Annotated in this window: 14 protein-coding genes and 1 pseudogene; 10 read left to right on the forward strand and 5 right to left on the reverse strand. The window is 41.4% G+C overall.

All coding sequences use genetic code 11. The features are described from left to right. A pseudogene (gene istB / locus DIJ65_RS08575) lies at positions 1 to 260 on the forward strand (IS21-like element ISSau9 family helper ATPase IstB); the annotation flags it as partial. A gap of 150 nt (positions 261 to 410) precedes the next feature. Here istB (DIJ65_RS08575) and DIJ65_RS08580 read toward each other — a convergent pair. After that, positions 411 to 2,150 carry a DUF927 domain-containing protein gene (locus DIJ65_RS08580; RefSeq protein WP_117301124.1) on the reverse strand — a complete coding sequence of 580 codons (1,740 nt, stop codon included), beginning with the start codon at positions 2,148 to 2,150 and terminating at the stop codon, positions 411 to 413. A gap of 11 nt (positions 2,151 to 2,161) precedes the next feature. After that, positions 2,162 to 2,551, reverse strand: a complete 390-nt coding sequence (locus DIJ65_RS08585) for a hypothetical protein (protein ID WP_117301122.1) — start codon at positions 2,549 to 2,551, stop codon at positions 2,162 to 2,164. Positions 2,552 to 2,641: 90 nt separating this feature from the next. Between DIJ65_RS08585 and DIJ65_RS08590 the strand changes: the two genes are divergently transcribed. After that, positions 2,642 to 3,037, forward strand: a complete 396-nt coding sequence (locus tag DIJ65_RS08590) for a hypothetical protein (RefSeq protein ID WP_154718720.1) — start codon at positions 2,642 to 2,644, stop codon at positions 3,035 to 3,037. A gap of 31 nt (positions 3,038 to 3,068) precedes the next feature. Here DIJ65_RS08590 and istB (DIJ65_RS08595) read toward each other — a convergent pair whose 3' ends face one another. Together istB (DIJ65_RS08595) and istA are read right to left on the reverse strand one after the other, a co-directional pair. Continuing rightward, positions 3,069 to 3,839 (reverse strand): IS21-like element helper ATPase IstB, encoded by a 771-nt coding sequence (gene istB / locus DIJ65_RS08595; RefSeq protein ID WP_117301120.1) that lies wholly within the window; start codon positions 3,837 to 3,839, stop codon positions 3,069 to 3,071. Continuing rightward, entirely contained in the window at positions 3,836 to 5,368 is a 1,533-nt protein-coding gene (gene istA / locus DIJ65_RS08600) for an IS21 family transposase (RefSeq protein WP_117301118.1), read from the reverse strand. Before istA ends, istB (DIJ65_RS08595) begins: the two co-directional genes overlap by 4 nt. Before the next feature lie 558 nt (positions 5,369 to 5,926). Here istA and DIJ65_RS08605 point away from each other — a divergent pair. The 4 genes from DIJ65_RS08605 to DIJ65_RS08620 all read left to right on the forward strand — a co-directional run bounded on the left by DIJ65_RS08605 (position 5,927) and on the right by DIJ65_RS08620 (position 8,175). Then, complete coding sequence (locus DIJ65_RS08605; protein WP_117301114.1) at positions 5,927 to 6,340, forward strand: tetratricopeptide repeat protein; 414 nt, start codon at positions 5,927 to 5,929, stop codon at positions 6,338 to 6,340. 14 nt (positions 6,341 to 6,354) lie between these two features. Next, positions 6,355 to 6,600 (forward strand): hypothetical protein, encoded by a 246-nt coding sequence (locus DIJ65_RS08610; RefSeq protein WP_117301112.1) that lies wholly within the window; start codon positions 6,355 to 6,357, stop codon positions 6,598 to 6,600. A 124-nt stretch (positions 6,601 to 6,724) separates the two neighbouring features. Then, entirely contained in the window at positions 6,725 to 6,964 is a 240-nt protein-coding gene (locus DIJ65_RS08615; protein WP_117301110.1) for an HTH-like domain-containing protein, read from the forward strand. Positions 6,965 to 7,077: 113 nt separating this feature from the next. Then, positions 7,078 to 8,175 carry a PD-(D/E)XK nuclease family protein gene (locus DIJ65_RS08620; protein ID WP_185959530.1) on the forward strand — a complete coding sequence of 366 codons (1,098 nt, stop codon included), beginning with the start codon at positions 7,078 to 7,080 and terminating at the stop codon, positions 8,173 to 8,175. A 372-nt stretch (positions 8,176 to 8,547) separates the two neighbouring features. Here the strand turns inward: DIJ65_RS08620 and DIJ65_RS08625 are convergent, their stop codons facing one another. Further along, complete coding sequence (locus DIJ65_RS08625) at positions 8,548 to 9,297, reverse strand: SDR family NAD(P)-dependent oxidoreductase (protein ID WP_117301107.1); 750 nt, start codon at positions 9,295 to 9,297, stop codon at positions 8,548 to 8,550. A 303-nt stretch (positions 9,298 to 9,600) separates the two neighbouring features. Between DIJ65_RS08625 and DIJ65_RS08630 the strand changes: the two genes are divergently transcribed. The 4 genes from DIJ65_RS08630 to DIJ65_RS08645 all read left to right on the forward strand — a co-directional run bounded on the left by DIJ65_RS08630 (position 9,601) and on the right by DIJ65_RS08645 (position 12,730). After that, a complete protein-coding gene (locus DIJ65_RS08630; RefSeq protein WP_185959531.1) occupies positions 9,601 to 10,107 on the forward strand; it encodes a GNAT family N-acetyltransferase in 507 nt (168 codons plus the stop codon). Positions 10,108 to 10,137: 30 nt separating this feature from the next. Further along, positions 10,138 to 10,599 (forward strand): SRPBCC family protein, encoded by a 462-nt coding sequence (locus DIJ65_RS08635; protein ID WP_117301104.1) that lies wholly within the window; start codon positions 10,138 to 10,140, stop codon positions 10,597 to 10,599. A gap of 13 nt (positions 10,600 to 10,612) precedes the next feature. Beyond that, positions 10,613 to 11,092: a nucleoside deaminase gene (locus DIJ65_RS08640; RefSeq protein ID WP_117301102.1), complete on the forward strand. Its 480-nt coding sequence runs from the start codon at positions 10,613 to 10,615 to the stop codon at positions 11,090 to 11,092. Between the two features lie 444 nt (positions 11,093 to 11,536). Next, positions 11,537 to 12,730 (forward strand): DUF4317 domain-containing protein, encoded by a 1,194-nt coding sequence (locus DIJ65_RS08645; RefSeq protein ID WP_117301101.1) that lies wholly within the window; start codon positions 11,537 to 11,539, stop codon positions 12,728 to 12,730. Positions 12,731 to 12,751: the final 21 nt, after the last annotated feature.

Here is a 12,751-nt window from a genome sequence, read left to right on the forward strand (position 1 = left end):
ACATTTCTTTCGATAAAGAAGGAGCTGAGTTACTGTTTACTCATTTATCATTGCGCGCTGGTCGATCCTCGACCATTATCACCAGCAACCTGTCGTTTGCGAAATGGGAAGAAGTATTTCATGATCCTATTTTGACTGCAGCATTGACGGATCGCCTGACGCATAAATCGCACGTGGTGAATATGATCGGACCCTCTTACCGGATGAGAGAAACGAAAAAATGGCTCGAAAGTAGCCATTCAGAAGTGGCTCAAAATTAAATTGCGTTGTGGCTCAATTTTCAGTTGCGAAATACAACCATTTCCGCTAAAATATCTATAAGTGTTTCATAGTGGTGATTTTGGTCAGTAAAATACTCATCCATTGATGATTCCTCCTTTGCTGATTGCTTCTACAGCTAATTCATTTCTTTATTGGTTTACGCCTGTAATTTTCTTTTTCGAACGCTTTCGTTCGGCTAGTTCGGTTGCTGAATAGACTTGATTAATAAACTGTCCATCAAGATAGATACCGTATACTTGCATACCATTTTTACTATTTTCTTGACCGCTAATTACTCTTCGAGTATGGTACTTATTCTGTTTAGAATCCTTTTCTTTAATTAACAGTCCCATGGCATCTAGTTCCCTTAAAACTACTTTCATATCAGTGAAACCAGCATACTGTATCATCGTTTTAAACTCTTCAGCCAATATAAATGCCTGTGTTTTATTTTTGTTCTTATCAATATCAATTCTGCCCCAGATGGTTTGTTGCTCGGGGTTACCAACTTTATTAATGTAAAAATGCTTTTGATTCTTCAAGAGCCATTCCCTTATAGTGTCATACGCTTTCGGACCAATTAACCGTTCGTCCAGCGACTCTTTTTCTTGTTCAATTAAAAGTTTTTCGATAGCTTCTAGGTTTAGATGTAAGTTGAAGGATTGATTTAGTAATTTGGCAGCCATAATAATCAAGGCAAACTTCTTACTTATTCGATCGTTAAACTTGGATTTAGGCAACTTTAGTGCCACTTTTTGTGTCTCATCTTCCCAGGATTTCTGGACAAATTCTTTTGAATATCCCAGAATTGTTTTCACGAATACTTCTACAGCATGGCCATAGTTATTAGACAAGCTATGATTAATGGACTTTGCATGGAATGCATCATTTGTCCATTGAAGGTTTTGAAATTCAAATACCCTGACGCGGATTCCCTCGTTTTGATTAGCTTGATCAATTAAAGAACCTTCTCCCGTAGTTATGATGGTTGTTCCCCAAGAAGCCCGATTCCGTTTCTCACTATTTTTATTTAAGCGAGCCTTTTCTAAATTTTTCGCCCATGTGTATAAGACATTGACTAATTTTTGTGTTCCCATTGTCGTTAATGAGGTTTCATCGCACACTATCGGCATTCCATTATTGTTAGCAATGATCTTAGTCAGGGCATTATCTGTTCCATTGAAACTCTGTATTAATGAGCGAGGACCTTCCTTAGGATCACCAAATCCTGAAACTGCTACCATTGCTGCAGTAGTTTTTCCTGTGGTACTGTTGCCGCATATATGAATGATTAATGAATCGGCATGGATATTTAAAAACTTATTGATATAACCAACTAACACGGCTGAGAAACCTATGCATAGTGCTAACTCCAATGAAGGGTTACCGACAATGTGTTCTTTAACTGTTTCTAGCCATTTAGAAAATGAGCCTCTTTTGGCTATATTAAATTCTCCGATGTATTCTGAGATACTATTTTGCTGGGATAGCAATTGATGGTGTATATAAACCATTTCTTGACCTTGAAGTGACCACCCCACCTGTTCATGCATTTTTTCTATGACTATTTGTTTCTCTTGTTCAATTAAAAACTCGATAACCACCTTGGTTCTCCAGGTTGTTACATCGGCCCCTTTTCGCATTAGGGATGTGAAATTTTTTTCGGTGACATCTTCCCTGCTAATAATGTCTGTCTGCCATCCGTCACTACAGTAAAATCGGAGTTCCCACTGAATTTCACCCGTATCAATTTTCCGGTAAGACTTGGATAAGTAGATTGCGCTACTTACCCATCGCCATATAGCTTTTTTCGATTTCTCATCAAATACCAATTGATACAATCCAGAGGCTCTGCATTGAAAGTTTTTTGTTTCTACAATGACTGTCATAGGTATATACCTTACGCCAACTTGACGTAAAGTACCGTGCGACCTTGCTGCTTATAATAGCCGGTACCAAATGAGATGCTGGTCTTACCGGAAAAGTCTAAGTTAAATTCCTTTATCACCGCATCGACTAAATTTGTATTGTAAATCTTGGTCTGACCATCTTTAAAATTTCCTTTGTAAGCATCGACGTCCAGTCCTGACGCATTACAAATGACAAGATAAGCATCTTTAAATCCGATTGAAAGCTGCGTCGGATTTTTTAATTTTTTCGTAGCTTCTTTAGATAATCGAATAGACGTACCTGAACCTGCTTTGACCATACTTAGGTAAGCACCCCCACTGCCCTTAACATTGAATGCTTTCACATCGGTCTCAAGAAATTCTTGAAGTTGCTTATCCAACTCTTTTTCTGATTGTAAGCTAATGGACAATCCGACGCTTGGGGATGCCGACTGAATTTCAGGAGTTTTCTTAGCTCTTTTTTTTCTAGTTTGTGGCTTCCATTTTCCTTTGCTTATCTCATCATCTTCTTCTGGGCCAGGTTCGTCGTTTTCTTCAAGTTCATCATCCTCGAGCTCCAAGTCTTCACTTTCTTCAAGCTCATCGTCCTCAAGCTCCAGCTCTTCGCTTTCTTCGAGCTCGTCCTCCTCGAGGTCCAGATCATCGCTTTCTTCGAGCTCATCCTCCTCGAGGTCCAGATCATCGTTTTCTTCGAGCTCGTCTTCCTCGAGATCCAGATCATCCTTTTCTTCGAGCTCGTCCTCCTCGAGATCCAGATCATCGCTTTCTTCAAGATCGTCTTCCTCAAGGTCCAGATCATCGCTTTCTTCAAGATCGTCTTCCTCAAGGTCCAGATCATCGTTTTCTTCGAGATCGTCCTCTTGTAACCGTCAAGTAGAAATGATGAATTTCCGACAATTAAGTTTGATGATTTATTTCTGGAAATAACGTCTTTCGATGTTTCATACGGAGACTGTCCGTATCGGTATAAGAGATGATCTGGCTGCGGTGCAATAGCCGGTCCAAAATAGCTGTAGTAAGCGTGTCATCGCCCAAGAATTTGCCCCATTCATTTGGGCCTTTGTTGGAAGTTAAGATGAATGCCGCATGATCATAAAGCTGATAGATGAACTGGAAAAACAAGTTCGCCTCCGCCGAATCAATCGTCAAATACATCACATCATCAATGATTATCAGGTCTGATGACATCATGCGTTTATAGCGGGTTTTCGACTTATTTGTATATTCGCGTGTTTTTAATACATAAACCAGTTCGGCCATGGAAATGAACGCTACCTGATAACCACGCTGAACGGCTTCAATCCCGAGACCCACCGATAGGTGGGTTTTTCCAACACCAGGAGGTCCCATCAAAATAAGCGTATAACACTCTTCGATCCAATTCAGTTCCCTGAGCTGCTTGAAACTGCGTTCACCCAATGCGTCCTGTTCGTCTAAATTATATTCATCCAATGTCTTTAAGAACGGGAAGTCGGCCCACTTCATGAATCGTTCCTTCGTTTTCTCTTCCCGACATGTCAATTCGTAACTGACCAGTTCATGGACGAATTCGTGGTAGGTCCAACTTTCATTTTCCGCCTTCCGCAGAAGAGCTGGGAGCTCTTTTGCAGTTTCAGCCAGCCGAAGGGCGCGGAATTTCTCTTGCAGTGCTATAACGGGTGCTGTCATGGTTGCTGTCCTCCCATCATGTGAACATAAAAATCAATGGGTCTTTCCACTGCTTTCAAATGACCGAACTTCGTATTTTCTTGTACTGTTACAACACTCGTTTTCGCTGCCTGTTCCACAAGAGAATAAACCATGTCCCAGAAATCATTCGCACTGATTAAATTCAACAGCTTTGCTTGCTTCAGGCCGCGTTCTACCTGTTCTGGATGGGTTTCGATTGTCCTTTTCATCACTTTGAGTTGATCGACTAAGTGGCGAGGATACTTCTGTTTCAATTCATCAATATACCAAGTGATGAGCTCTTGGTCTTGAAAGAATTCTTTGATTTGATGCATCAGAAGAGTTGACTTCGATCCCTGCTCTTTCTTATGAGCAGGATCTCGAATCACTTTCCCTTTTTCCTCGGAAATCAGGTGTTTCGCTAAAATGATGCCATCCGGTTTCAAGCGAATCAGAAGCTGCCCTTTTTCGTTTTGGCTTACGTGCGCTTTGTTCGCTGAGTTCGGATGATAGGTACCGGCTGGTACCGTATATCGATTTCCCCCGTAGCGAATTACATTGTCCTTATGAATGGTTCTTGTTATACTTTTAGTAAGTGAATTCTCGAAAGAGAATAAGGAAGAGACTGGTTTTAAGTGTTGCTTTTCGAGGGCGTGCACTTCAACGGGTCTCTTTTTTGTATTGTGATGCACTTTGTAATTTCCAGTGCGTGCCAGCCATTTTATGGTCAGTTCATTCCACAGTACCAGATTATCGTATGTACGGTTCTTACTGAAATTCCCTTTGACATATTTGACGACTTGTTCTATTTTCCCTTTGGATTCAGGATCGCTTTTCCGGCAAAGGTAAATTTGGAACTTCCGAAGCTTCCGGTACTTTTCGAATTCTGCAGTGAAGAGAAGATCGCCTGCATTTTCACTGACGGAAATAAGCGCGTCCTGGTCGTAGACCATCTCCTGTGGCATCCCACCGAAAAATTGAAAAGCATTTTCATGACAACGAACCACATCTTCTGTACGGAACGGACGATCCAACCACTCCACGTATTTGAAACGCGAATGGGACAGAACGAAGGCGATGCAGTACAGCCGTTTTCTTTCTCCGGTAGGCGTCATCGGTGTATCTTGACCAAAGTCGACCTGTCCTTGTACGCCCATCGGCAACTCTGGTACCGTTTCATAAATCCGCTGATTCACTTCTTTTGGAATATGGTGAACTTCCCGCAGATCATTGACGTAATTCCTGACTGTACCTTCACTCGCCTCTTTGTAATTGCAACGCTCCTCCAACCAATCCAGGATTTGTGCCCCTGAGAGATCCGGATGTTCTTTCAGCCAACTAAGAATATGATCGCGGTAGGGAGCCAGTTTCTTTTGGCGCGATTCAAGTGACCTTAAGAACTCTTCCAATTCTTCTGGTGTTTTATCGTACATTGTTTTTACCGTGTTCCAGGACAGTGATAGCTTTCTCACAATCGCCGCCTTTTTAAAACCTTGTTCTTTCAAATGATGAATTTGATAATAAGTCATTCGTCTTTTCACTCCATCTTCCTCGCTCTCCTGTAGGTGCTATTTCAGTTTACAGGAGAGCAATTTTTTTGAGTAAAAATCATCAAACTTATTTGTTGAAATCTCTATAATCTAGTTTAACGTTTACAAGTGGACTAAGCTTCCAAATGGTAAAGGGGGTGATGAGCCAATTTGTGACATCTTATAAAAAATCACTTACCTATGAGCAACGAAAGCAGCTGCTACATCTGTTGATTGACAAAATCACCATTTCAGAAACGCGAAAGATCGATACCATCCAAATAATACTTAATAGAGAAGTCGTCAAACACTTCACTACTAAGGGCCGGGAGAACTCTACTATTACAGAGTTCTCCCGGCCCTTTTCTGTTCTTATTGAATTGTGAAGGAGTAATCGATGAGGAAGGGTAATAAGTTCCTGCTAAAAATTTACAAAAAAGTATATTTGTTTTTAGATTTTTGTGATAATATTTATTTAGTAATATGTGCCTAGTAATATAGTCCTTTAATTAAGGGGGAATGAAGAGATTTACGGCAATGAAATCAGGGGGATGAGACATGGGGTACTTCCAAGATTTATTTAACGAATTCATGAAAATGAAATGGCTCAAAGAAGCAGATGTGGCGCAAGATAAAGGGGATATTGCTAAAGCAATCCGTGCCTATTCAAAGCTAATTGAAATCAACTGTTACAGCGCTAAGGATGTCTCAAATTTTTATGAATTTCGAGCAGACCTCAATTTTAAAGAATACGACGACAGAGAGAGTGCTTTCATCGATCTCAATCACTCTATTGTTAATAATCCTTCAAATGATCGGTCTATAGCGAAGCAAGGAATTCTATGGTATCTACTCAATGAATTTGAAAAGGCAGGCACTAGTGCTCAGAAAGCGCTAGACCTCAACTCTACTAATGAAACAGCATTAATGCTTTTGGATTGGATAAATGACAATAAAGAAACGCAAAATTAAGAGGAGGAATTGAAATGGAAACCATTCAACTGATTTTGATAGTGATTGTGGCCATTGGGTTATTTATGCTTTACCATACAATCTTCAGAGTATATTACTTTGGATTCGCAGGCATAGCTTCAGTTATTGGGGGTTGTTTACTACTTGCTGCAGTTTTAGTAGCAATCTTTTTTACGTATATTTGGTGGTTTATTGCAATTGGTATTATTGGCTTTGTAGTCTTTACCTATGTTAAAAGCAAGAGCGCTGACCCAGCTTAATTAGAGAAAACTTGAATTTCTAAAATTTCATTGTATAAATTTAAAAAGGTAGGGTATTCTGTCCTACCTTTTTTGATATAAGGCAATAAAAAATTTATTAAAATAACTAGTGGAGGTATTGAAAATGACCAGAGATGAATTAGCTAGACGTTTAAAGGAAATGTATACAAATGCTAAGGAAGGGGAGAAGGCAGTAAATATTCACTTGTTCGGAATCATGTATGGAGAATATATTCTTAATCATGGCTATAAACCTAAGGACATTGTTCAGGCTTCAGGGCTTAATATTTCTTATGCTGCTGAAGTGAATAAAGGTGTCAATCTTTCAAAATACGTTGCAGTAAAGAATAAAGATAAGCAATGAGCATTTTAAATAACCTTTCTTCAACTCACTACGATTGTATAAAAATATTTTTAAAAGTATAAATTAGGCCATAACATTCGTGACCATAAAATTATACAAGAATGGGGATTAAAATGTCTTCTTCATATACAAAAATTTATAATTTATTGCGAAGTTCAGAAGCTAATCCATATGAGGACTACCTAACTGAAATTATTGCACCGCTTTTTGAGCAGAAAAATATATTGATTAGTTTCTTCAAAGAATTTGCAAGTATCGATCTGATTGATATCCATGACATTAAAGCACACACTCAAAAAACATACACGAAGTTAATCACACATTCTACAGACAGCAGACCTGATTTAGTCATCACCTTTAGGCAAGGTGAAATCCGTAAGCTTGTTTTTGTTGAAAACAAGCTTAGTAGTGGAGAAGGACATTTACAATTGCAACGTTACCAAGAACACCTTCAGCAAAGCGAAAAAGCGGGCTTCTCTACACACCTTTTTTACATTACAAAATATTTCGACCCTAAGCAGATAGAAAAATCCTCTACTCCGTTCTGTCAACTGGAGTGGTTTCAAGTATTTACTTGGCTTCAAGAAAACTATAAAGCTGATCTATACTGCAAACAAATTTTAAAGTATATGGAGGAGATAGAATTGAATAAATCAAGAACATTTTTACCGCAAGACGTTTACTCTGTTCAGAACCTAGGAAAGACAATATCAATGTTAGACCAATGCTTGAATGGAAAAACAAGTTATACTTTTATAAACTTTTTCGGCAAACCAAAACAATGGGGAAACCGGACAATTGAACTTCGCGATAACAACCGATATGTAATGAAAAATGATCAAAGTGATTGGAAATTTGTCGGCTGTGGTTTCACGTTTGAAGATAGTGATTATCCGGAAGTAGCGGTTTTTATCGAAATTCATGCAAATAGTAAACATACAGCTGTTCTGATGAGTGCTTTTGAAGAATTTGAAAAAATAAATGACGGTTGGGTTTTCCAACGTCCAGAAGATCAAAATGACTGGTTCATGCTTTATACAAGTAAATCACTCATTCATTTCCTTGCCGAAAAAGATCATATCGAAGCTATTGAACAGTTTTTCATTGATAAATTAGCAGAACTAAATAAAATAAAAGGAAACTTGTCAGAATTAAAATGGATTGTAAATGAGCAAGAAACTCTATCAACTGACGAAGAGGTTGCAATTTAAAGAGGACTAGGAGTAAAGCGATATACCAATAATGTTTAAATTAAAGAATTGCGAGTTATCTAATAGTAAGTTATGATTATTGTGAACTTGCGGTGTCCTTGTTCGGCTTAAAATCGAATTAAGCAAGGACAGATTAGTTCTGTGAAGAGCTAGTAGACTTATTTAGTAACGCAATCTCGCAAAAGAGCTTAGTCATCTGACTGAGCTCTTTTGTCTTAAAGTAGAATAAAACCTCATTTAGAGCTTATACGGTGAGCCGTATCACAAATAGCTGCTGTCCGAGCGCTACCCTAAAGTCAAAACCAATCATAAAAACATAAAAAGGGGACAGGGGCTTCGTCTTAAGACAACGCCCCTGGCCCCTAAATCCACTTATTTTAATGAGTAGCCGCCATCTACGACTATTTCTGCACCGTTTATATAGGATGCTTTGTCTGAAGCTAAGAATAGAACGACTTCTGCAATCTCACTTGGTTTTCCGTAACTTCCTCTAGGATGTCCCTGTGATTGTTTTTCATAATTCTCTTTTCCGCCATATGCGTTAATGGCCAGGTCGGTTTCTGTAGGGCCAGGGGATATGCAATTTACTCGGATTCCTTGGTTAGCAAAGCGAAGTGCCGTGCTTTGAGTCATCGCGACAACTGCTGCTTTGGTCCCGCTATAAGCTGGCAGCATCGGATTGACTTTATCGTTTCCAAGAATGGCTGCATTATTAATGATGACTCCATTTTTTTGCTTACTCATCACGGCTAAAGAATATTTCATGTAGAGAAAGATCGCTGTTTGATTGACGGCAATTAACTGATTCCAGTCATCCAGCTTTACTCGAGACAATGGCCCCATTCCTGTAGACAGAATACCAGCATTGTTGAATAGAATATCAACATTATGCCCATCATTTTCAAGTGCTTTAAAAAAGCTTTCGATTTCTTCCGCATTTTCGTTATGGACCTGGTAAAAATTTGCCTTCCCATTGCATTCACTCTCTACCTGAGAGCCTTTTTTACGGTCTCTTCCAGTAAAATGAACGGTAGCCCCTTCTTTACAAAAGAAACGAACCACTTCCTTACCAATTCCATCCGTTCCACCATTAACAATCACTACTTTGTTTTCGAATATCATGAGATCCCCTCCGAACATAATAGTAAAGTCATAAAGTATGTATAATTAGTATATAACATTCGTATCACTGTAGGAAATCTGGGTACTCACCACTTAAGGGGACATGGACGTTATCTTATATGGAGGATTCGACCCCCGCTTCTCCCATCATTAGGTGTGAGCCGTTCATGTTTAGTTCGTTTAACGGTTACTTCCCAACCTTTTATATCAGAAGAAAGTTATTCTTACCATTTAATTGAGTCTAAATCCGAAATTCCATAAGTATAGTCCTGGCATTCCAAACTTCGCAAGGAGAGATCAATGATGGCGGAAGAGTCCAAAATGAACAATGACATCCAAGTAATCTTCGACTCCGAAAGATGCTACACAAGACGTTTTGCCGAAAGCGATCTGAATGCTTTTGTCGAATACCGCAACAATGAGGAATGGATGAAATACCAATTTTTTAAAGAGCTATCGCGGGAAGAATATGAAGAGATCCTATTGAAGGAAGCGACCGTGGAAAGCGGAGCGCAATTTGCGATTATCAGGAAGGCGGACCAGAGCCTCCTTGGTGATGTCTTCATTAAAAAAGAACATGATACTTTCTGGATCGGCTATACCGTCAGCCCGTCCTTTAAAAGACAGGGTTATGCCTATGAAATAACGCGGGCAATGATCCAGTGGATACAGCAGCAAGGCGAATTTAAAATTATGGCCGGCGCTGTACCGGAAAATGTTGCATCGGTTCGGTTGCTGGAGAAATTGGGGTTTGCACAGGTGGATGAAGAGAACGGCGAATTGATTTTTTTATTGCATCACAGTTCATAAGGTACCATACAGGCGAGGGAGTGAGTGAACATGGCTTTTAAAGAAAGCGTTTATATTGATGCACCCGTTGAAACCGTATTCGATATCACCACGGATTTTGAACAGTCTCCATTGATCATGGAGACTGTCGTTAAAACGGAAAAGTTAACGGAAGGGCCGATGCAGGCGGGGACCGAGGTTAAGGAAGTGCGAAACGTCAGAGGAAGAGAAATCGAAACCGTGCTGGTTGTCGCTGAATACGTTCCGCATCAAACCTATACGGTGAAGAGTGACAGTGCCGGCATGACCGTTGTATACCGGTACGAGTTCGCCGCAAAAGAAGGCGGCACGACCATCGATTTTACCGGCTCCATCCAGTCCAAAGGGTTGAAAAACGCTCTTATTAAACCGTTGTTCGAACGGATCCTGAAAAAAGAAGACAAAGATCATTTGGTGAAATTAAAGGACTATATTGAACAACAGGAGACTGATCGATTTCCTATGAAACGGTAGAGGAGGACCAAAAATGATCAGCGAAACGGACCTGCAGTATTTACGGCGATGTGTGGAATTGGCGGAAACGGCTTTGGAGAAGGGCGATGAGCCGTTTGGATCTATCCTTGTGTCAGCCGCCGGAGATATGCTGTTTGAAGACCATAACCACGTGGCGGGCGGCGACCATACGCAGCATCCCGAGTTTGCGATAGCACGCTGGGCGGCAAACAACCTGACACCGGAAGAAAGAAGCAAGGCGACGGTTTATACATCTGGCGAACATTGTCCGATGTGTGCGGCGGCTCACGGCTGGGTCGGCTTGGGGCGGATCGTCTACGCCAGTTCATCGGAGCAATTGTCCGGGTGGATGAGTGAATTGGGTGCGCCGCCCGCGCGAGTCCGCAATTTGGCCATTGGAGATGTCATCGTGGATGCCCAAGTGGATGGCCCTGTTCCGGAACTCGCGGAGCGGGTCCATCAGCTCCACCGGCGGTTGCATGCAACGAAATAATAAATAATGAACTTGGAGTGCACTGTACCACGATATGAGCACTTTTCTTACTGCTTCGCACGGTACTAGAATGCGCTCACGTTGAGAGATATTTCTAAAGATATGGAGCAAAACAGCGAAGACTCCATGGGGACCAAGCGAAGTGCCGAGATCCACTCGGACGAAGTCCGCAGTTAGCTCGGCGCGAGCCAAGCGTGGCCGAAGATCTTTCGGCCGGCGCTTTGCGACGAAGCTAGCGCAGCGATGCAGGAGCAGAGGTTTCAGGAAAGCGCAGCTGTTTTGCGAAATATCGATTATTATAAATTATTAATTCAACTCATATCACTTCAGTCATCCACCCCAAATAGTTGTTATACTAAAAGAGCACCGAAAGCTGATTTGGCTTTGGATGCTCTTTTTTTGCAGACAGCACGGATTTAAACAGCCAGGGAGTTGGAATCAGAAATGAACAAAAAAGATATAGCAGAGATTCGCAAACAATTTAAGATGGAAACGGATTTACTCAAAATCGCAGACATTTATAACGTATACATCCAAAAGGAAAGCAGTGAGATCTTCCATGAAGAGAGCCGCGCGTTTTCACTTTTGGACCGGGAACAGCAGGAGCTGTTTCTCGCCAATTTCAAAAAGGTGTTGGGCGGAAAGCTCGACCAAAAATTGTTTGAAGTGAAGTTCCAGCCGCAGGAAGAGGGGCAGGCGGACCATACGCAGCATCTCCTGTACGAAGGACTTCAGACAGAAGATAAAGCCGAATGGAATGAACACATGCAAGGCATCGCCTTGAAAATGGTGCAGGAAAAACAGTACGAGAAAGACATGGTCGTCACTTTTATTCGCGGGACTTATTTTAAAACGACGAAGCGTGAGCCGGGTGAAACGGAAATCGATATGCGCGATGAAGTGTACACGACGCCGTTCATCCTGTGCAGCATGAACACGACCGAATTGCCGAAAAGTTCGCTGGTGTTTGATTTTGTGGAGAAAGAGTATAAGTCGAACCTGGTGACCGACCCCGTCATTAAACTGACGTCGCCGATCGGCGGCTTCCTGTTCCCGAGCTTCACGGACAACGCGGCGGACATCCATCACCTCCTGTATTCGGCAAGCAAAGCGAATAAACCGGATTTCCAGTTTATCGAGAATGTGCTGAACGGTGATGAAATCGTCACCGCCGAAGAAGACAAGGCAGTGTTTGAGGAAATTGTCAAAGTGCTGATCGGGGAAGAAGTCAATTCGAAAACGCTCGCCGGCATGTACGACGAGATCAACAGCATGCTCGTGGTGGATGAAGAATACGACGAAGAAGAAGAAGGTACGCCCGTTTTGGATAAGAAGGAAGTCGAACGCGTGCTGAAAGCGAGCGGCGTCAAAGATGTGACGGCGGACAAAGTGGAGCGGGCATTTCAGCAAGTGGTGGAAGACACCAATTATGAGATGAAAGCCAGCCACATCATTCCGAGTTATGCGTCCAAATCGATCAAAATCAGCACGAAAGTGGCGGACATCAAGATCAGCCCGCAAGACTTACGTTACGTCAAAGAGGTCAATTACAACGGCAAACGCTGCCTGCTGATCGAAGTGGAAGAAGACACGATGATTGAAGGGTTCAAGCTGATTGCGGAAGAAGAGCTGGAGTAGTTTTAAGAATAAGAACAAGCC

Source organism: Planococcus salinarum, assembly GCF_007004625.1.
In the GTDB taxonomy this organism is placed as follows: Bacteria; Bacillota; Bacilli; order Bacillales_A; family Planococcaceae; genus Planococcus; species Planococcus salinarum.